Source organism: Burkholderia sp. Bp9004 (assembly GCF_003858025.1).
In the GTDB taxonomy this organism is placed as follows: domain Bacteria; phylum Pseudomonadota; class Gammaproteobacteria; order Burkholderiales; family Burkholderiaceae; genus Burkholderia; species Burkholderia diffusa.
Genome location: NZ_QTQD01000001.1, coordinates 217,135 through 236,280, shown reverse-complemented (window position 1 = coordinate 236,280; position 19,146 = coordinate 217,135). Strand labels below are relative to the sequence as shown.

The 19,146-nt window shown below is 68.8% G+C and carries 16 protein-coding genes and 1 pseudogene; 12 read left to right on the top strand and 5 right to left on the bottom strand.

The features are described 5' to 3' along the window. The first annotated feature begins 37 nt into the window (after positions 1-37). The 7 genes from DIE08_RS01000 to DIE08_RS00970 all read left to right on the top strand — a co-directional run bounded on the left by DIE08_RS01000 (position 38) and on the right by DIE08_RS00970 (position 6,491). Positions 38-475: a carboxymuconolactone decarboxylase family protein gene (locus tag DIE08_RS01000; RefSeq protein ID WP_059599312.1), complete on the top strand. Its 438-nt coding sequence runs from the start codon at positions 38-40 to the stop codon at positions 473-475. Between the two features lie 13 nt (positions 476-488). Next, the gene (locus DIE08_RS00995; protein WP_059599311.1) at positions 489-911 is read left to right on the top strand and encodes a cupin domain-containing protein; all 423 of its coding nucleotides are present in this window, start codon (positions 489-491) and stop codon (positions 909-911) included. A gap of 308 nt (positions 912-1,219) precedes the next feature. Then, positions 1,220-1,918, top strand: coding sequence for a TetR/AcrR family transcriptional regulator (locus tag DIE08_RS00990; RefSeq protein WP_124900732.1), 699 nt, complete (start codon positions 1,220-1,222; stop codon positions 1,916-1,918). Further along, positions 1,915-2,880 carry an HlyD family secretion protein gene (locus DIE08_RS00985; RefSeq protein ID WP_124900731.1) on the top strand — a complete coding sequence of 322 codons (966 nt, stop codon included), beginning with the start codon at positions 1,915-1,917 and terminating at the stop codon, positions 2,878-2,880. Before DIE08_RS00990 ends, DIE08_RS00985 begins: the two co-directional genes overlap by 4 nt. Then, complete coding sequence (locus tag DIE08_RS00980) at positions 2,877-3,836, top strand: ABC transporter ATP-binding protein (RefSeq protein WP_124900730.1); 960 nt, start codon at positions 2,877-2,879, stop codon at positions 3,834-3,836. The genes DIE08_RS00985 and DIE08_RS00980 overlap by 4 nt, the downstream gene beginning before the upstream one ends. Beyond that, complete coding sequence (locus DIE08_RS00975; protein ID WP_059599308.1) at positions 3,833-4,987, top strand: ABC transporter permease; 1,155 nt, start codon at positions 3,833-3,835, stop codon at positions 4,985-4,987. Before DIE08_RS00980 ends, DIE08_RS00975 begins: the two co-directional genes overlap by 4 nt. A gap of 10 nt (positions 4,988-4,997) precedes the next feature. Continuing rightward, positions 4,998-6,491, top strand: coding sequence for an efflux transporter outer membrane subunit (locus tag DIE08_RS00970; protein WP_124900729.1), 1,494 nt, complete (start codon positions 4,998-5,000; stop codon positions 6,489-6,491). 119 nt (positions 6,492-6,610) lie between these two features. Here the strand turns inward: DIE08_RS00970 and DIE08_RS00965 are convergent, their stop codons facing one another. Both DIE08_RS00965 and DIE08_RS00955 read right to left on the bottom strand, forming a co-directional pair. Further along, positions 6,611-7,831, bottom strand: a complete 1,221-nt coding sequence (locus tag DIE08_RS00965; protein WP_124623767.1) for a porin — start codon at positions 7,829-7,831, stop codon at positions 6,611-6,613. 488 nt (positions 7,832-8,319) lie between these two features. After that, a complete protein-coding gene (locus DIE08_RS00955; RefSeq protein WP_124900728.1) occupies positions 8,320-9,384 on the bottom strand; it encodes a phytoene/squalene synthase family protein in 1,065 nt (354 codons plus the stop codon). Between the two features lie 373 nt (positions 9,385-9,757). On the opposite strand from DIE08_RS00955, the gene DIE08_RS00950 reads away from it, so the two are divergent. Beyond that, the gene (locus DIE08_RS00950; RefSeq protein ID WP_124900727.1) at positions 9,758-10,903 is read left to right on the top strand and encodes a glycerophosphodiester phosphodiesterase; all 1,146 of its coding nucleotides are present in this window, start codon (positions 9,758-9,760) and stop codon (positions 10,901-10,903) included. A gap of 92 nt (positions 10,904-10,995) precedes the next feature. Here DIE08_RS00950 and DIE08_RS00945 read toward each other — a convergent pair whose 3' ends face one another. Both DIE08_RS00945 and DIE08_RS00940 read right to left on the bottom strand, forming a co-directional pair. Then, entirely contained in the window at positions 10,996-12,621 is a 1,626-nt protein-coding gene (locus DIE08_RS00945; protein ID WP_124900726.1) for a rhodanese-related sulfurtransferase, read from the bottom strand. Positions 12,622-12,730: 109 nt separating this feature from the next. Next, positions 12,731-13,297, bottom strand: a complete 567-nt coding sequence (locus DIE08_RS00940; protein WP_124900725.1) for a cysteine dioxygenase — start codon at positions 13,295-13,297, stop codon at positions 12,731-12,733. 17 nt (positions 13,298-13,314) lie between these two features. On the opposite strand from DIE08_RS00940, the pseudogene DIE08_RS00935 reads away from it, so the two are divergent. After that, positions 13,315-14,295, top strand: a pseudogene (locus DIE08_RS00935) (LysR family transcriptional regulator). Between the two features lie 67 nt (positions 14,296-14,362). Here DIE08_RS00935 and DIE08_RS00930 read toward each other — a convergent pair. Further along, positions 14,363-15,694, bottom strand: a complete 1,332-nt coding sequence (locus tag DIE08_RS00930) for an acyl-CoA dehydrogenase family protein (RefSeq protein ID WP_124900723.1) — start codon at positions 15,692-15,694, stop codon at positions 14,363-14,365. A gap of 429 nt (positions 15,695-16,123) precedes the next feature. On the opposite strand from DIE08_RS00930, the gene DIE08_RS00925 reads away from it, so the two are divergent. Genes DIE08_RS00925 through DIE08_RS00915 form a run of 3 tightly spaced genes read left to right on the top strand, consistent with a single transcriptional unit; the run spans position 16,124 to position 19,146 of the window. Further along, the gene (locus tag DIE08_RS00925) at positions 16,124-17,209 is read left to right on the top strand and encodes an LLM class flavin-dependent oxidoreductase (RefSeq protein WP_124900722.1); all 1,086 of its coding nucleotides are present in this window, start codon (positions 16,124-16,126) and stop codon (positions 17,207-17,209) included. Positions 17,210-17,229: 20 nt separating this feature from the next. Further along, complete coding sequence (locus DIE08_RS00920) at positions 17,230-18,075, top strand: class II aldolase/adducin family protein (RefSeq protein ID WP_124900721.1); 846 nt, start codon at positions 17,230-17,232, stop codon at positions 18,073-18,075. A 36-nt stretch (positions 18,076-18,111) separates the two neighbouring features. Further along, positions 18,112-19,146 carry an ABC transporter substrate-binding protein gene (locus DIE08_RS00915; protein WP_124900720.1) on the top strand — a complete coding sequence of 345 codons (1,035 nt, stop codon included), beginning with the start codon at positions 18,112-18,114 and terminating at the stop codon, positions 19,144-19,146.

The window sequence follows — 19,146 nt, the reverse complement described above, 5'->3', positions numbered from 1 at the left end:
CGCGCCACCGTGCGCATCAACCGAAAAAGGACCTGCCATGCAACCGCGCCTGAACTTCTATACCGCCAGCCCGAACGCAATCAAGGTGATGCGCAACGCCGAGGAATTCATCGCGAAAAGCTCGATCGAGAAGCCGCTCGCCGAACTGGTCCGGCTGCGCGCGTCGCAGATCAACGGCTGTGCGTTCTGCGTCGACATGCACACCACCGATGCACGCAAAGGAGGCGAGACCGATCGCCGCCTCGCGACGGTCGTCGTGTGGCGCGAAACGCCGTTCTTCACCGAGCGCGAACGCGCGGCGCTGGAGTGGACCGAAGCGCTGACGCTGGTCGCCGACAACCATGTGCCGGATGCCGTCTGGGAAGCCGTGAAGCCGCACTTCAGCGACACCGAGCTGTTCGAGCTGTCGATGCTGATTGCGACGATCAACACGTGGAACCGCTTCGCGATCGCGTTTCGCAAGATGCCCGAGTAAGGAGACGACGATCATGCGCTCCAGCTCCACGCTCCGCCGCGCGATGCTGTGCACGTCGCTCGCGCTCGTCGCCGCGCTGCCGGCGGCCGCCCGTGCGCACGATGCCGGCGACAACGTGCACGCGATCATGCAGCAGGCCGTGCCCGAAGCGCCCGGCAAGCTCGCCGTCGTCGCGACCGTCGACTATGCGCCTGGTCAGGCGTCCGAAGCACACAGGCACCTCGGCTCGGTGTTCGCGGTCGTGTCGAAAGGCGAAGTGCTGTCGCAGGTGAACGGCGGCCCGGTGCGCCGCTATCGCGCCGGCGAAGGCTGGTATGAGCCGCCCGGTTCGCGCCATCAGGTGTCGCGCAATGCGAGCGCGACCGAGCCCGCGCAACTCGTCGTGTTCGGGCTGACGGGCGAGCACCAGCCGTTGAAATCGCCGATTGATCAGTAACGACGTTTCCGGGGTGCGTGCCGTGTCGGGCGCGCACCCGTGCCGTGTTGCCGGCTTCCCTGCCCGCGACGCGCGGCTTCCTCGCCAGCCTTTGGCGCGGCCGCTCCACCCATTCCTCCACCCATTCCTCCACCGGTTCCCCGCGCTTCCCCATTAGCCGCTCCCTACACTCCGCCGCCGGCACCCGGCGTGCCGCCGCGCCGCGTCCCCACTCGTCCGCACCGCCATTCGGCGCACGCCTGATCTCGATCAACGCGGGCAAAAACCCTTCCTTGAAATTAACTAACTCATCAATTAGCGTCGTCTGCATGAACGCGAAATCCACCGTCGCCAGGCCGCGCGGGCGCCGCCCGCAGGCGGACGACTTCGACCTGCGCGACCACATGCTCGACGTCGCGATGCAGTTGTTCGCCGAGCGTGGCATCGCGGCGACGACGGTCGCGCAGATCGCCGCGGCCGCAGGCGTCACGTCGGCGATGGTCCATTACTACTTCACGAATCGCGAGCAGTTGCTCGATGCGATCGTCGAGGAGCGGCTCGCGCAGGTCATCGCGTTCGTGTGGCGGCCGACCGAGCCGCAGATCGAAAACGATCCGCTCGCGCTCGTCGCCGAACTCGTCGACCGCTTCTTCGACGTCACGCATCGCATGCCGTGGCTGCCGTCGATCTGGCTGCGCGAGATCGTCCATGAAGGCGGGCTGCTGCGCGAGCGGATGCTGCGGCGCATTCCGCTCGAGCATGTCGGGCGCTTTGCCGAGCGCATCCGCGCCGCGCAGCAGGCCGGCACGCTGAACCCCGCGCTCGAACCCGCGTTCCTGTTCCATTCGATCATCGCGCTCGTGATGCTGCCGCTCGCCACCGCGAAGCTGTGGCAAAGCGCGCGCGGCCTGCCGCCGGTCGATCGCGACGTGCTGCATCGCCACGTCCGCGCGCTGCTCGGTTCCGGCTTGCAGCCGCCCGCCGCCACACTGGATGCCGGCGCGCATTCGCCGCGGAGGCCGTCGTGAACGTGTCCCGCCCGCTGCCGCTCGCACTGGCCGCCGCCGTCGCGCTGCTCGCCGGTTGCGGACGGCCGGCGAACGACGTCGCGACCTACCAGGGCTATGTCGAAGGCGAATTCGTGTACCTGTCGTCGTCGCAAGCGGGCACGCTGACGCAGTTGTCGGTCGAACGCGGCCAGGCCATCGCGGCCGGCATGCCGGTGTTCTCGCTCGAAGCCGTCAACGAAACGGCCGCATTGATGCAGGCGCAGCATCAGCTCGCTGCCGCACGCGCGCAACTTGCCGACCTTCAGACCGGCAAGCGGCCGCCGGAAGTCGCGGTCACGCGTGCCCAGCTCGCGCAGGCCATCGCACAGGCCGCGCGGGCCGCCGCGCAACGCGCGCGCGACGAACGCCAGTACGCGGCCGGCGGCCTGTCGAAGCAGCAGCTCGACGATTCGCGCACGTCCGCGCAGACCACCGCCGCGCAGGTCCGCGAGTTGCAGAACCAGGTCGACGTCGCGCGCCTGCCGGGACGCGCGCAGCAGGTGGCCGCCCAGGCCGCGCAAGTCGATGCCGCGCAGGCGGCGGTTGCCGAAGCGCAATGGAAGCTCGACCAGAAGCGCGTCGCCGCGCCCGCCGCCGGGCGCGTGTACGACACGCTGTACCGCGTCGGCGAATGGGTGCAGGCCGGCAATCCGGTCGTGCAGATGCTGCCGCCGCAGAACCTGAAGGTGCGCTTCTTCGTGCCGGAAGCCGTCATCGCATCGATCGCGCCGGGGCGCACCGTCGCGATCCGCTGCGACGGCTGCGCGGCCGACGTGCCCGCGCGCGTCACCTACGTGTCGCGCGAGGCCGAATACACGCCGCCCGTGATCTACAGCAACGAGAGCCGGACCAAGCTCGTGTTCATGATCGAAGCGCGTCCCGCCGTCGCCGACGCGCCGAAGCTGCACCCGGGCCAGCCCGTCGCCGTGAGGATGCGTTGAACGCGCCGGCCGCTCCGTACGCGATCGACGTCGATCGCCTGAACAAGCGCTTCGGCGACAAGCACGTCGTGAAGGACGTCTCGCTGCGCGTCGCGCGCGGCGAGATTTTCGGCTTTCTCGGGCCGAACGGCAGCGGCAAGACGACGTCGATCCGCATGATGTGCGGCCTGCTCACGCCCGACTCGGGCAGCGGCACTTGCCTCGGCTACGACATCGTGCGCGACAGCGCGCAGATCAAGCGGCGTGTCGGCTACATGACGCAGCGCTTCTCGTACTGGGAAGACCTGTCGATCCGCGAGAATCTCGATTTCGTCGCACGCGTGTACGGGATGCCCAACCGCCGGGCGGCGGTCGCCCGCGCGCTCGACGGGCTCGGCCTCGCGAGCCGTGCGGACCAGCTCACGGGCGCGCTGTCCGGCGGCTGGAAGCAGCGCCTCGCGCTCGCCGCGTGCATGCTGCACGAGCCGGAATTGCTGCTGCTCGACGAGCCGACCGCCGGCGTCGATCCGGCCGCGCGCCGCGACTTCTGGGAAGAACTGCACCGGCTGGCCGCACAAGGCATCTCGGTACTCGTCAGCACGCACTACATGGACGAAGCCGAGCGCTGCCACAAGCTCGCGTACATCGCGTCCGGCGAACTGCTCGCGCAGGGCACGTCGGCGGAGATCGTCGCATCGCAGCACCTGTCGACGCGTACGATCACCGGCGAGCACCTGACCGAACTGTCCGCGCGGTTGCGCGCGATGCCGGGCGTCGATCAAACCGTCGTGTTCGGTTCCGCGCTGCACGTGAGCGGCCGCGATCGCGCGCTGCTCGACGCGACGCTCGCGCAGGTCGCGGCGCAGGCCGACGGGCGCGCACCGCTGCAGGTCGCGCCGATCGACACCGGGCTCGAAGACGTCTTCATCTACATGATGGGCCGCGCATCCGCGCCGCCCGGCGGAGCATCGCCATGAACGCGTGGGCGGGCCTACGCGAATCGTTCTCGGTCGCGCGCTGGTGGAGCATCGTGCTGAAGGAATTCCTGCAGCTGCGCCGCGACCGCGTGACGTTCGCGATGATCGTCGGCGTGCCGATCATTCAGCTCGCGCTGTTCGGCTTCGCGATCAACACCGACCCGAAGCACTTGCCGACCGCGGTGATCGTCGCCGACTCGAGCCCGTTCGCGCGCAGCTTCATCGCCGCGATGCGCAATTCCGCGTACTTCGACATCGTCGCGACGCTGCCCGACGAGACGGCCGGCCGGCATGCGCTCGCCCGCGGCGACGTGCAGTTCGTGCTGAGCGTGCCGGCCGATTTCTCGAAGCGGCTGCTGCGCGGCGAGCGCCCGACGCTGCTCGTCGAGGCGGACGCGACCGACCCCGTCGCGACCGCGTCGGCGATCGGCGCGCTGCCGGGCCTCGTGCGGCCCGTCGCGGACAAGGACCTGACGGGGCCGCTCGCGCACCTGAACGGCCGCCCGGCCGCGTTCGACGTCGTGCTGCACCGGCTGTACAACCCCGAAGGCATCACGCAGTACAACGTCGTGCCGGGCCTGATGGGCGTGATCCTGACGATGACGATGGTGATGATGACGGGCCTCGCGATCACGCGCGAACGCGAGCGCGGCACGATGGAGAATCTGCTGGCGACACCGGTGCGGCCGCTGGAGGTGATGACCGGCAAGATCGTCCCGTACGTGTTCATCGGGCTGATCCAGGTGTCGATCATCCTCGCGGCCGCGCGCTACGTTTTCGACGTGCCGTTCGTCGGCGGCCTGTTCGCGATCTACCTGTCCGCGCTGCTGTTCATCGCGGCGAACCTCACGGTCGGCATCACGCTGTCGTCGCTCGCGCAGAACCAGCTGCAGGCGATGCAGCTCGCGGTGTTCTACTTCCTGCCGAACATCCTGCTGTCGGGCTTCATGTTCCCGTTCGCCGGGATGCCGAAGTGGGCACAGTTCATCGGCAACCTGCTGCCGCTCACCTACTTCAATCGCCTCGTGCGCGGCATCCTGCTCAAAGGCAACGGCTGGGCCGACCTGTGGCCGTCCGTGTGGCCCGTCGCGCTGTTCACGCTCGTGGTAATGGGCATCGCGCTGCGCTTCTACCGGCGCACGCTCGACTAGGGGCCGCGCGATGAAACCGGCTTCGCGTCGCGCCGCCCACACCGCCCGCTGCTTGACGTTGGCCGCTGCTGCGCTGCTCATCGCCGGTTGCGCGGTCGGGCCGGATTTCCGCATACCCGACGCGCCGGCCACGCAGCGGTACACGCGCGATGAACCGCCCGTCGCGACGGTAGCCGCCGGTGGCCCGACCGGCGCCGCGCAGACGTTCGCATCAGCCGCGCACACGCCGCGACACTGGTGGACCGAGTTCCGCTCGGAACCGCTGAACCGGCTCGTCGATACCGCTTGGCAAAACAGCCCGACGCTCGCCGAGGCCCGCGCGCGGCTCGACGAAGCACGACAGAACCATGCGGCGGAAGCCGGCGCGACGATGCTGCCGCGCGTCGACGCGAACGTGTCCGCCACGCGCCAGAAAGTCGACATCGCTGCGTTCGGGCTGCCCGCCAACGTGCCGAATCCGGGGCCATTCACGCTGTACGACGCGTCGGTGAGCGTGTCGTACGTCCTCGACGTGTTCGGCGGCAACCGGCGCGCGCTCGAAGCGCTGCGCGCCCAGGTCGACTATCAGTCATACACGCTCGACGCCGCGCGCCTGACGCTCGCGGGCAACGTCGTCGCGACCGCGATCCTGCGCGCGTCGCTCGCGCAGCAGATCGCGCTCACGCGTGAGCTCGTCGACGCGCAGGCGCGGCAGTTGCGCATCGTCGAAGCGCGCTTCGCGGCGGGCGGCGTATCGCAGGCCGACGTGCATGCGCAGCGCACGCTGCTCGCGCAGACGCAGGCCTCGCTACCGCCGCTCGCGGCCCGCTTCGCGCAGGCCGGCCACCGGCTCGCGATCCTGCTGGGCGCGCCGCCATCCGACGCCGCACTGCCCGACCTCACGCTCGATGCGCTCGCGCTGCCGCACACGCTGCCGGTCGCGCTGCCGTCGACGCTCGCGCGCGAGCGGCCCGACATCCGCGCGGCTGAGGCCGTGCTGCATCAGGCGAGCGCGAACGTCGGCGTGGCGACCGCGAACCTGTATCCGCGTTTTTCGATTTCGGCGGGAATCGGTTCGGAACGCACGCGCATCGCGGATATCGTGAGCGGGCTCAATGTCTGGAATGTCGGTCTCGGCCTGACGCAGCCGCTCTTTCATGGCGGCGAACTGCGCGCGAAAAAACGCGCGGCGGAAGCCGCATACGATGCCGCGTTCGCAAGCTATCGGGAAACCGTGCTGCTGGCGCTCCAGCAGGTCGCCGACGCAATGCGCGCGGTCGAACACGATGCGGCGGAGCTGGAGGCACGAGACACGGCCGCACGGGAAGCGGCGGCCGGCAACGCGATTGCCGGCGACCGTTACGCGGCAGGCGGGATCAGCACGTTCGCGCTGCTCGATGCGCAGCGGCAGGCACTGCAGACCGCGCTCGATCGCACGCGCGCGCAGGCCGACCGGCTTGCCGATACGGCGGCGCTGTTTCAGTCGCTGGCGGGGAACTGGTCGGAGGACGATTCGACCCGGTGACGATCGGGACGACGTGTGCCCGCGCGATGCGCGCGGCGCGCACCCGCGAAAAAAAACCGGCCCGAAGGCCGGTTTTTTCATACCGCATGCTGTGAGCGGCGCTTGCGCGCCGCGCGACATCAGAAGCGGTGGATCAGGCCGACGCCGGCAGCGATCTGGTTCTGCTTCGAACCCGCGCCCACGCCGTCGCCGATCGACGTCGTTGCATTGACGATGCCGCCGGTCAGGCCGCTGATCGTGTTGCCGCTGGCGTGCTGGTACGCTTCAACCGCGTACAGGCCCGTGCGCTTCGACAGGCTGTAGTACTGCGACAGCGTGACCTGATGGTACTTGGCCGAGCTCGAGACGCCGTTCGATTCGGTCGCACGCGTGTACGAGTAGCCTGCCGCGAAGTCCCACTGCGGCGCTGCCTTCCAGTGCAGCACGGCGCCTGCCGTGTTGAAGATCGCCGTATTGCGGAATGCCGACTGCGTGCCCGGGATGTACTGGACGTTCGAGTACGACACCGAGATGTCCCACGCCGGCGTGAACTGGTAACCGGCCGTCACGGCGACGCGTTGCTGCGACTGTGCCGTCTTGTAGCCGCCGTTGATCGACGACACGGCCTGTTCCGCACCGTTGCCGCTCGAATCCAGACCGTTTTGCGCGGTCGAGTTCGCGCCCCACACGCCGCCGCCGAGCGTCGCGTTGTTGATGCGCTGATAGCCGACCGCGATGCCTGCCGGGCCGTTCAGGTACTGGATCGCCGCGCTCCAGGTCGAGCCGCGGTTGAAGCTGCCCGCCACGCCGCCGAGCGAGTACGAACCGCCGACCGTGAAGCCGTAGAACTTCGGCGACATGTAGACGAGCGAGTTGTTCGCGCGGTAGCTGGTGTCCAGCGAGTCGATATCGCCCGGGTGCGCGCCGTAGTAACCGGTCAGCCAGGTCGTCGGGCTATACGGCGACAGCAGCGTGTAGTACGCGGTGTACTGGCGGCCAGCCGTCAGCGTACCGTACGTCGCGTTGGTCAGACCCACCCATGCCTGACGCGTGAAGATGCCGTTCGTCCATTGCGACGAGCCGTTGTTCGCGTTGAAGCCGGCTTCCAACTGGAAAATCGCCTTCGTGCCGCCGCCGAGATCTTCGCTGCCCTTCAGGCCGAAGCGGCTGCCTGCCCAAATGCCGGTGGCCATCTGCACCTTCGAGTGACCACCCGAAACCGCGCTGGTAGCCGACGAGTTGTTCTGCCAGGCGATAGCGTTATCGACGATACCGTACAGGGTAACGCTGCTCTGGGCGTGGGCGGCGGTAGCGGCTGCGAGACCCACTGCCGTCATGGCGAAAGCGACGCGCTTTTTCATTGATTCTCCGTCCTCAAAGAATGATTTCTTTTCTGGTGTGGTTTTATGACTGACACATGTGCGAGTACATGCCGGTGCGATTCTGACGGATTACCAATCGTTTCCCAACATGTGCAGTCGGTCATCGTATGATCGACGCAACGCAGGGGTTCACCAAACGGTTACATAACACCTGAAAACGCTTACGCGGTGGGCCTCTCCGGCATTTCCCGGTGAAAACCCTAGCTTTACATTTTTACTGGTGCATCGCGACCGTCCAATGTCGTCAGACGCCTTCGGCAACAACCTTCTTACAAAAGCGCGACCTCGGCTGGTGCCGCGATTCACGCCGCCGCGCAGGATCGCTGACATTCATGACACCCACGTTTCGGGAAGCGAAATCGTGTAAACGTTTCAGTCCGTGTGGGGAGAATCAGACGGGAGTGGCCCGGCGAACGCGGGCCGAGGGCGATGCCCGCGCCTGTCGCGCCGGCATCGTGCAGCACAACTCAGCGCGCGGACGCCTGCCCGATCCGCGTGTTCACCGCGTCGACGAGCGCGTTCATGCGCGCACGGATCGCCGCGTTCGAGCCGACGAGCGCGAGCGACGACGCCATGATCCGGTAGATCCGCTTGCGCGGCACCTTCGCCGGCCTCGCAGGATCGAGCCACGCGTCATGGCCGGCCAGCAGTTCGAGCGTTTCGAGGCCGATCATGATGGGCCACAGGCACGCGAGCCGCAGACGCACGAAGCGGCGCGGAATCGCCAGCGTGTACCGGCACGCGTCGCGATACTGATCGAGCGTCACGCGCAGCAGGTCGACCAGCACGCCGCGCGCGCGCGCCGACGCGTCGGGCGACATCAGGTCGGCGACGCCCAGGCGGTGCGCGGCCAGCACGTCGTCCGGCAGGTAGCAGCGGCCAATCCGCAGGTCCTTCGCGCAGTCGCGCAGGATGTTGGTCATCTGCAGCGCCTTGCCGAAACGAATGCCCTTCTCGCGCATGTCCGCCAGGTCCCAACCGCGCGCGGCGCGCGTGTGCGCACCGGTCATGTCGGTCCAGAATTCGCCGACGCAGCCGGCGACCAGATAGGTGTAGCGATCGAGCATGTCGCGGTCCGGCAACGACGCGACCTCCCCCGACTGTTCGTCGGGGAACGTGCGCAGGTCGAACTCCATCCCCGACGTCAGCGTCGCGACGACCTTGCGAATCGATGCGCGATCCGCCTCCGGCTGCGCGCGCAGCAGCGCGAGCATCGGCTGCATCGAGCCGAGCAGCACGTGCTCGTGCGAATCCGTCTGCATCCGCGTCACCTCCTCCAGCGCACGCGACAGCGCCGCGCCGTCGCCGAGCCGCTCGACCTCGTCGCGCAGGTCGGTCAGCAGCGCCGCACGGCGATCGGGCGCGACGAGCGCCGTGTCGGCGATCGTGTCGGCCGCGCGCGCGAGCAGATAGGCCAGGCCGACCGGGTCGCGCATGCCGTCGGGCAGCACGCGCAGCGTCAGGTAGAAGGAGCGGGAAACGTTCTTCAGCAGGTCGCCGAGCAGATAGGCGGAATCGGTATGAGTCGTCATGGGTCGGTAAAAATCGGCCGGCGCGGGCCCCGGACGCACACTGACGCCGGGCGCCCGCGCCGGCCCGCGAGTCGCCGCATCGTCGCGCGCGAGCGGGCGTCGGCCCGGCGCGGCGATGCAAAAGTCCCGCAAGTTTAGTGCATCCGGCTCGCCGGCTCCCGGCGACGGCCGGATCGCGCCGCGAGCGCGGTTGCGCTATCCGGCCATCCCGTGCGTTTTTCGCGGCAACGAAAAAGAAAGGCGTGAGTAATACATATGTAATTATCCGATGCGACGATCGCGTCCCGTTCGATCCCGCGCGGCCCGCCGAGACAGGCCGCACCCGCCGGAACGACCGCCCTTTCACCGACTTCCGTTTCGAAGGTTCTCCACCATGCTCTTCACGCGCCCGACCGCCCTGCGCTGCATCCCGCTCGCCTGTGCCGCCGCCCTCCTGCTCGCCGCCTGCGGTGGCGACGACGTGTCGGCATCCGATCCGACGCAGCCGATCTCCGCGAAGGTCCAGGTGGTCGGCCATCGCGGCGCGAGCGCGCTGCGCCCCGAACACACGCTCGCGTCGTACCGCAAGGCGATCGAGGACGGCGCGGACGTGATCGAACCCGATCTCGTCTCGACTCGCGACGGCGTACTCGTCGCGCGCCACGAGAATGAAATCTCCGGCACGACGAACGTGTCGACCCTGCCGCAGTTCGCGAGCCGCAAGGCGACCAAGACGATCGACGGCGCGCAGCTGACCGGCTGGTTCACCGAGGACTTCACGCTCGCCGAGTTGAAGACGCTGCGTGCCCGCGAGCGCATTCCGCAGGTCCGCCCGGCGAACACCGCGTACAACGACCAGTTCGAGATTCCGACCTTCGACGAGATCGTCGCGCTCGCGAAACAGATGGCCGCGCAGACCGGCCGCACGATCCACCTGTATCCGGAAACCAAGCACCCGACTTACTTCCAGTCGGTCGGCCTGCCGCTCGAGGACCGTCTCGTCGATGCGCTGCTGAAGGATCCGTACACGGCACGCACGGCGACCGTCTACATCCAGTCGTTCGAAGTGGCGAACCTGAAGACGATCCGCAACCGGATCAAGACGAGCCAGCCGAACTGGAAGCTCGTGCAGTTGATGGACGAAGCCGATCAGCGTCCGTACGACTTCGTGAAGGCGAACGACAAGCGCACCTACGGTGACCTGTCGACGCGCGACGGAATGCGCGAGATCGCGGCCTATGCGAACGGCGTCGGCCCGTACAAGACATCGATCATCGCGGTCGCCGCCGACGGCACGCTGCAGCAGCCGACGCCGTACGTGCGTTACGCGCACGAAGCCGGCCTCGTCGTGCATCCGTACACGTTCCGTCCGGAGAACAACTTCCTGCCCGCGTCGCTGAAGGACGGCGGCACGCCGGCCACGCGCAACACCGCGGGCTCGGTGCGCGAGATCCAGGCGTACCTGCGCGCAGGCATCGACGGCTTCTTCACCGACGATCCGGCCGTCGGCCGCACGGCCGTCGATACGTTCAAGCGCTGAGCGGACTGAACGCGTCGAATGCGATGCGCCGCTGAATGCGCGGCAACCGGGCGCGGCGCATGTCGTGCCGCACACCGGTTGCCGCGTCGCGGTCAGATCACGCGGAAGTGGTGCGTGCCGTCCCGCTTCAGCTGGTCGACCAGCCCAAATTCCCAGTCGAGATACGCCTGCATCGCGGCGGCCGCGTTGTCCGTGCCTTCATACGGGCGCCGGTAGCGGTCGACGCGCGGCGACGCCAGATGCGTCTCGCCGTGCTCGAGCGGCAGCCCCGCGTCGATCCACGCGGCCGTGCCGCCGGTCAGCACCGCGATCGCCGCGGAAGCCGGCAGCAACGCGCGCGCGTCGTCCGCCGCGAACCGCGCGAGCAGGCTCGATCCACACGTGAACACATAGCGCTTCGCCGGCGGGATCGCGGCGAGCGCGTCGCGCAACTGCGCACGCACGACGAACCACGCGCCGGGGATATGGCGCTTCACGTAGTTCGCGCTGGTCGTCACGTCGACGATCGCGACCTCGCCCGCGGCCGCCTCCTTCAGCCAGCCCGCGAGCGTTGCGGGCGACACCTCGATCACCTGCGGCGTCGCCGGCACGTCGCGCGGCGGCTGGCCGCGCTCGGTGAAGGCCGCCGTGCCGGCCGGCTCGATCACGCGCACGTCCCAGCCCATCTGCGCGAGCCACGACGCGGTCATGTCCGCGCGCACGCCGTCGTCGTCGGCAAGCACGATTCGCGCGCCGCGCACGGGCGCGTGATGGTCGGTCTCCTGTACGAGCTGGCCACCCGGCGTGCCCAGGAAGCCTGGCAGATGGCCGGCCTCGTATTCCTCCGGCGTGCGCACGTCGAAGCGGTACAGCGTGCGGCCCGGCTCGTCGAGCGCCGCGACGTCCGCGAGCGCGATGCGCGGCACGCCGGCGCGCTCGGCCACCGCGCGCGCGGCGCGGCGGGCTTCCTCACGCTGCGCGGGTTCGACGTCGTCGGGAAAGCGTCGCGTGGCGCCGTGCTCGAGCGTCTGGCCCGCGAGCGTCCAGCCGATCGTGCCGTTGCGCAGTGCCGCGACCGGGTTCGGCAGCCCTGCGTTCACGAGCGATTGCGTGCCGATGATGCTGCGCGTGCGGCCCGCGCAGTTCACCACGACCCGGGTTGCGGGGTTCGGCGCGAGCGCGCGCACGCGCAGCACGAGTTCCGCCCCCGGCACGCTCGTCGACGTCGGGATGTTCATCGTCTGGTATTCGTCGAAGCGGCGCGCGTCGACGATCACGACGTCGGCCTTCTCGTCGATCAGCGCCTGCACTTCCTGCGCGGACAGCGACGGCGTATGGCGCTCGGCCTCGACCCACTCGCCGAACGACTTGCTCGGCACGTTCACGTCGATGAACAGCTCGCCGCCCGCGGCGAGCCAGCCCGCGAGACCGCCGTCGAGCAGCCGCACGTCGGAATAGCCGAGCTGCGCGAGCTTCGCGGCCGCGCGCGGCGCGAGATCCTCGCCGCCGGCTTCGCCGAACACGACGATCGGCGTGTCGCGGCGCGGAATGCGCGTCCACGCGTCGAGTTCGAGCTTCGACAGCGGAAAGTTGGCAGCCCAAAGCGGATGGCCCTGCGCGTATGGATCTTCCTCGCGCACGTCGATCAGCGCGAGCTCGTCGCGGGCCAGGAGGCGCGTGCGTACGTCCTGGTACGACGCGACGGGGAAACGGGAAGTGGAATCAACGGATTGCGTCACGATGTCTCTGTCGGATTCTGTTGAAGTCGGTGAAAAAAGCAAACGGAAAACGGATGAAGCCCGAGGCCGCGGGCGTGCGCTCGCAACGGAACGCCCGCGACTTTCGGCGTCATACGTTCGAATAGCCGGACACGAACGGCTTCACGGTGCCGTCGTCCAGGAACACCGCGCGCTCGACCTTGCCGATGTTCGCGCCGTACACGTGGATGCTGATCGATACCTGGTCGGCGAACGCGTTGGTCACGCGATGGACGTCGCCGATGCTCGGCGACACGGCCTCGACGTCGCCCGGCCGCAGTTGCACCGCATCGCCCGACGGCACCGGCCTGCCGGTCGCGTCGAACCGGTAGGGCTGCGAAAACTCGCCGCCGCGCAGCATGCCGATCAGCCCCCACACCGTGTGATTGTGGATCGGCGTCGTCTGGCCAGGCCCCCACACGAAGCTGACGACGGAGAACCGATCGTCGGGATCGAGATGCAGCAGGTACTGGCGGTAGCGCTCGGGATCGGGCTGCGCGAACGCGTCGGGCAGCCAGTCGTCGTGCGCGACTAGCGCGGAAAGCAGCGCGCCGCCCTCGTCGAGAATGCGCGCCTCGTTCGCGCCGGACGCGAGCAGCGCGCCCAGGCCGTCGACGAACGGACGCAGCGGCGTCTGATGCAACGAAAGCGTACTCATCGGCTGCCTCCTCGAATATGATGCCGAATAATGATTAATCGTCATGATCCCCCGAAAGATCATGCAGAACAAACATGAAAATTAGCGATATCGACGCTTTTGCAGCGGTCGTCCGCTGTCAGACGCTGAGCCAGGCCGCGGCCGAGCTCGGGATGACGCAGCCGGCGATCACACGGCGCGTGCAGAATCTCGAGGAAGCGCTCGGCGCGACGCTGCTCGACCGCAACACGAAACCGCCGCGCCCAACCGACATCGGGCTGCAGGTGTTCGCGCAGTGCCGCGCGATCCTGCGCGAGGTCGATGCGCTGCGCGAACTGACGGCCGGCCAGCGGCCGCCCGCCGGCGAATTCCGCGTCGGCCTCACGCAAGGGCTTGGCGAACTGATGCTGCCCGGCCTGATCGCGCGGATCGCCGGGCAATGGCCGGCGCTCGCCACGCAGGTCACGACCGCCTGGGGCGGCATGCTCGTCGAGCGCGTCGCGCGCCGCGAACTCGATGCGGCGCTGGTGTTTCTGGCCCGCGAGATGGTGCTGCCGCCGCACGTCGAGGGCGAACGGCTGCTGGCCACCCGGCTCGTCGCGGTCGGCCGCAAGGGCGACTGGCCGCGCCGCAGCTACCGGCTCGCCGACTGCCATGCGCGCGGCTGGGTGCTCAATCCCGACGGCTGCGGCTTTCGCGCGGGCCTGCGCCGCGCACTCGACGCGCAGGGGCTGCCGATGCCCGTCACGCTCGACACCCATGGTCGCGACCTGCAATTGCAGAGCGTCGCGAACGGCATCGGCATCGGGCTGATGCCGATGCCGCTCGTCGAAGGCAGCCCGCTGCGCGATGCGGTCGACATCGTGCCGCTCGCCGATTTCAAGCCGCAGATCGATCTGTGGCTGCTGCACCGGCAGGACGCCGCACGCTTCGCGGCGCCGCTCGCGGCCGTGGGCGCGCATGCGCGCGCGGCATTCGCACTGCCTGCGGATGCCGCCGCGCACGACGAAGCCGCCTGAGCTTGACCGAGGCCTGCAACGCCGGCACCGCGGTGTCCCGTTTGCGCCGACCGTCATGCGGCCCCGCTCACGCATCGCTTCGACCGGAAGCCGGTGCGCCGCGTGACGTCCCGCCAGCCTCCGCGCTGGCGTTCTCGGTTGCGCTTCGCGCCGCGGCGTCGAGCGCAGCACGCCCGGCGGCGACCGCGATCGCATCGTCCTGCGGCGTATGCACGCGGCTGCACAGCACGTCGCGATAATGACGTTCGAGCGGATTGTGGCGGCTCAGCCCGTGATTGCCCGACAGCTTCAACGCGTGCTCGACCGTGCGGATCGCCTGCTCCGTCACGGTTCGCTTGACGAGGCCGCTCGTCGTCACCGTCGGTGCGTCGCCCGCATCGGTGCGCGCGATGTGCTCGTCGAGCAGCACGCGGTTCGTGTGCAACCACCCTTCGATCTCGCCGACGGCCTCCTGCATGCGCGACAACGTCGCGAGCGGAGCCCCGAGCCCGCTCGGCGCGCGTGTCGTCGCGAACTCGAGCAGCCAGTCGCGTGACGCGCGCGCCACCGCATCGTAGAGGCTGCCGAGCAACGCGACCATCCACGCCTGCTGGTCAGCCTGCGCGTCGACATCCGCATGGCTCGCGGTCGATACGGCCCACGCATCGGGTGCGCGCACGTCCACCGCATGATCGGCGGGCAGCCGCACGTCGTCGAACACGACCTCGTGGCTGCCCGATGCGCGCAGGCCCAGGTGGTTCCAGCTTTCGATCACGCGGATGCCTGCGTCGTCCTCCACATCGCGCTCGCGCGGCACGAGGAATACGCCGACACGCGGCTCGGGTTCGTCGGTGCGTGCCCATACGGCGAGCCAGCGCAGCGCCGGAATGCCGGTGCTGTACAGCTTGTGGCCGGACAGGCGCCAGCCGTCGCCGTCGCGACGCGCAATCGTTTCGGGCAGGCCGCCGCGCGACGGCGAACCGAGCGCCGGTTCGACGCGCAACGCGTTGATCAGCGCGCCCTCAGCCACCGCACTGTCGAACACCGCACGCCGCACGTGCGCGGGCCAGCGGTTGTCCGCGCGGCCGAGCGCGCGATGCTGCAGATACGTCATCGTCAGCACCAGCGCAGTCGCGGGATCGGCGCGCGCGACGGCGGCCACGATCCGGCTCGCCTGCGCCAGCGTCGCGCCCGCGCCGCCATGCTCGCGCGGCACGACCTGCGCGATCAGCCCGGCGCGATGCAGCCGCGCGAAGTTCTCGTGCGGGAAGCGGCCGTCGACGTCGTTGCGGGCGGCGTCCGCGGCGAGTTCGGGCGCAAGACGCTCGAGCAGCGCCGCGACGCGCGCATCGTCGGCAGGCAGATGGCGCAGCGACGATTGCAGCGGTAGCGGCGAGGAAGCAGCAAGTCTGGCGGACATCGGTACGGGTTCCCTCGGTGACTGGATAGCGGGGTAACGCAACGGCGGCAATGGCGGAGATCGATTGGCGGACGGCGCGGCGGCGCGTGAAGCCGGCGGCGATCGGTTGCGCACTCGCGTGCCGGTTCGCGGACGTTTGCCGCGCATGCGTGCGCACGCATCGGCATTCGAACCGGACCGCACATCCCGGACCGCATGCGGATCCGGTTCCTGCCCGGCGCAACCGCCCCGCCCGGCACGCCCCTTTCAACACCATCGCGAGCCCACAGCGTATGCGCAATGCACACGCGGCCAAACCATGCAAATCTGATATTCAATTCGGGATTGATTATTTCCATTCCGCATGATCCCGGCGGTAATCTGCGCTCCATTCCCGCCCCCGCCGGCCGTTGCTGGATGCGTGGGGCCGTCCTTGCATCGGAGACCCAGATGAGCGTCGAATTCATCGGCATGATCCAGAGCCAGAAGCAGTCGGAAATCCATCCGCCCGCCGGCCCCGTCGTCGACCCCGATTACGTGCGCGACTTCGCCCGCGCACATGAAACGGCCGGCTTCGACCGGATCCTCGTCCCGCACCACTCGACCGGCCCGTCCGCGACGCTGACGATCGCGTTCGCCGCCGCCGCGACCGAGCGCATCCACTTCATGCTTGCGCATCGGCCGGGCTTCACCGCGCCGACGCTCGCCGCGCGGCAGATCGCGACGCTCGATCAGTTCAGCCGCGGCCGGCTCGCCGTGCACTTCATCTCCGGCGGCTCGGACAGCGAGCAGCAGCGCGACGGCGACTTCCTCGACCACGACGCACGCTACGCACGCACCGACGAATATCTCAGCATCCTGCGCCGCATCTGGACCGAAACGCAGCCGTTCGATCACGACGGCGCGCACTACCGCTTCAAGCAGGGCTTTTCGGAGGTGAAGCCGTTCCAGCAGCCGCACGTGCCGATCTACTTCGGCGGCGCCTCGGAAGCGGCGCTGGAAGTTGCCGGCAAGCACGCGGACGTCTATGCGCTGTGGGGCGAATCACTCGACCAGGTGCGCGACCTGACGACCCGCGTGCGCGCCGAAGCCGCGAAGCACGGCCGGCAGGTGCGCTTCTCCGTGTCGTTCCGGCCGATCCTCGCGGCGACCGAAGACGAAGCATGGGCGCGCGCGCACCGGATCCTCGACGAAACGCGCCGGGTGCGCGAAGCGGCCGGCCTCGGCACCGGCGGCCCGCAGCAAAGCGAAGGCGCGCGGCGCCTGCTTGCCGCGGCCGAACGCGGCTCGCGCGTCGACAAGCGGCTGTGGACCGAGATCGCGAAGCTCACCGGCGCACGCTCGAATTCGACCGCGCTGGTAGGCACGCCCGAACAGGTCGCCGACGCGCTGCTCGACTACTACGACCTCGGCGTGACGACGTTCCTGATCCGCGGCTTCGATCCGCTCGAAGACGCGATCGACTACGGTCGCGAACTGATTCCGCGCGTGCGCAGCGCCGTCGCGGCGCGCGACGCGGCACGCCGCGCGGCCTGACCCAAAGGGAGACGCCGACCATGTCCGCCGTCCTGACTTCGTCATCGCCCGCACGCACCGCGTCGGGCCTCGTCCTCGCCGACACGCCGCGCCAGCATTTCTGGTTCGACGCGCCCGCGCCGCGCGTCGACGTCGCCGCCGAGCGCCGCCACCGGCAGGAGCGGCTCGCGGCCGCGTTCCGCCTGTTCGCGCGCTTCGGCTTCGCGTCGGGCCTCGCCGGCCACATCACCGCGCGCGACCCCGAACTGCCCGACCACTTCTGGGTGAATCCGCTCGGCGTGCATTTCTCGCGGATCAAGGTATCGGACCTGCTGCTCGTCAACGCACGCGGCGAAACCGCGATCGGCAACCGGCCGCTGAACAAGGCCGCGTTCGCGATCCACGCGGCGATTCACGACGCGCATCCGCACATCGTCGCCGCCGCGCACACGCATTCGACCTACGGCAAGGCATGGTCGACGCTCGGCCGCCCGCTCGATCCACTGACGCAGGACGCGTGCGTGTTCTACGAGGATCACGCGCTGTTCGACGACTTCACGGGCATGGTCGTCGACACGAGCGAAGGCGCACGGATCGCGGGCGCGCTCGCGAAGCCCGACGGCACCACGCACAAGGGCGCGATCCTGAAGAACCACGGCATCCTGACGGCCGGCCCGACGGTCGAGGCCGCCGCGTGGTGGTACATCGCGCTCGACAACGCCGCGCACACGCAGTTGCTGGCCGAAGCGGCCGGCGCGCCGCAACCGATCGATCACGCGACCGCGCGACACACGCACGGCCAGATCGGTGGCCCCGAGGGCGCATTGCACGCGTTCGACAGCCTGTTCGCAGGCGTCGTCGCCGACGAACCCGACCTGCTCGACTGAACGCCCTTGCGCACGACCGGAACCGGAGACCACACGATGACCGATACCACCGCCCCCGCGCCGACCGGCGCCCATGACGACAAGCGCCGCCGGCTGCTGCGCGCGGCCGGCGCCGCCGCGCTCGCCGCGCCGGCGATCACGCTGGGCCGCAACGCATGGTCCGCGCCACCGCTGAAGAAGCTCAAGTTCGCGTGGAACCAGAACGCGTTCTGCCTGACGCCGATCGTCGTCGCGCAGGAGAACGGCTTCTTCGAGAAGAACGGACTGAAGGTCGAGCTGATCAACTACAGCGGATCGACCGATCAGTTGCTCGAATCGATCGCGACCGGCAAGGCCGACGCGGCGGTCGGGATGATCCACCGCTGGCTGAAGCCGCTCGAAGCCGGCTTCGACGTGAAGATCATCGGCAGCTCGCACGGCGGCTGCGTGCGGCTGCTCGGCGCGAAGGCGGCCGGCGTGACGACGCTGCAGGCGCTGAAGGGCAAGACGGTCGGCGTCAGCGATCTCGCGGCGCCCGGCAAGCACTTCTTCTCGATCCTGCTCGCGAAGAACGGCATCGATCCCGAACGCGACATCACGTGGCGGCAGTATCCGGCCGATCTGCTCGGCGTCGCGGTCGACAAGGGCGAGATCCAGGCGATCGCCGACGGCGACCCGAATCTCTATCTCCTCGAGAAGCGCAGCAACGGCGCGTATACGGAACTCGCGACGAACCTGTCCGGCGAATACGCGCGCAAGGTGTGCTGCGTGATCGGCGCGCGCGGCGACCTCGTGCGCAACGACCGGCCGGCGGCCGCCGCACTCGCGCGCTCGATCGTGCAGGCAACCGAATACACGCACGACAACCCGAATGAAGCCGCGAAGGCGTTCGCGAAGTATTCGCCGAAGATCAATCCCGAAGACCTGCGCAAGCTGTACGCGACGCTGACCTACACGCACCACCCGACCAACGTCGACCTGCAGCAGGAAATCGCGTTCTACGCGGACGATTTCCGCCGGATCAGCGTGCTGAAGAAGAGCACCGACCCGCAGCGCTTCGCGCAGCAGGTCTATGCGAACGTGCTGGGGTGA

Bases quoted from the DNA above. Each gene is read 5' to 3' on its own strand.
- DIE08_RS00975 (WP_059599308.1), top strand. From the start codon at position 3,833: ATGAACGCGTGGGCGGGCCTACGCGAATCGTTCTCGGTCGCGCGCTGG.
- DIE08_RS00920 (WP_124900721.1), top strand. From the start codon at position 17,230: ATGTCCGCCGTCCTGACTTCGTCATCGCCCGCACGCACCGCGTCGGGC.
- DIE08_RS00990 (WP_124900732.1), top strand. From the start codon at position 1,220: ATGAACGCGAAATCCACCGTCGCCAGGCCGCGCGGGCGCCGCCCGCAG.
- DIE08_RS00925 (WP_124900722.1), top strand. From the start codon at position 16,124: ATGAGCGTCGAATTCATCGGCATGATCCAGAGCCAGAAGCAGTCGGAA.
- DIE08_RS00955 (WP_124900728.1), bottom strand. From the start codon at position 9,384: ATGACGACTCATACCGATTCCGCCTATCTGCTCGGCGACCTGCTGAAG.
- DIE08_RS00995 (WP_059599311.1), top strand. From the start codon at position 489: ATGCGCTCCAGCTCCACGCTCCGCCGCGCGATGCTGTGCACGTCGCTC.
- DIE08_RS00940 (WP_124900725.1), bottom strand. From the start codon at position 13,297: ATGAGTACGCTTTCGTTGCATCAGACGCCGCTGCGTCCGTTCGTCGAC.
- DIE08_RS01000 (WP_059599312.1), top strand. From the start codon at position 38: ATGCAACCGCGCCTGAACTTCTATACCGCCAGCCCGAACGCAATCAAG.
- DIE08_RS00915 (WP_124900720.1), top strand. From the start codon at position 18,112: ATGACCGATACCACCGCCCCCGCGCCGACCGGCGCCCATGACGACAAG.
- DIE08_RS00950 (WP_124900727.1), top strand. From the start codon at position 9,758: ATGCTCTTCACGCGCCCGACCGCCCTGCGCTGCATCCCGCTCGCCTGT.
- DIE08_RS00970 (WP_124900729.1), top strand. From the start codon at position 4,998: ATGAAACCGGCTTCGCGTCGCGCCGCCCACACCGCCCGCTGCTTGACG.
- DIE08_RS00965 (WP_124623767.1), bottom strand. From the start codon at position 7,831: ATGAAAAAGCGCGTCGCTTTCGCCATGACGGCAGTGGGTCTCGCAGCC.
- DIE08_RS00930 (WP_124900723.1), bottom strand. From the start codon at position 15,694: ATGTCCGCCAGACTTGCTGCTTCCTCGCCGCTACCGCTGCAATCGTCG.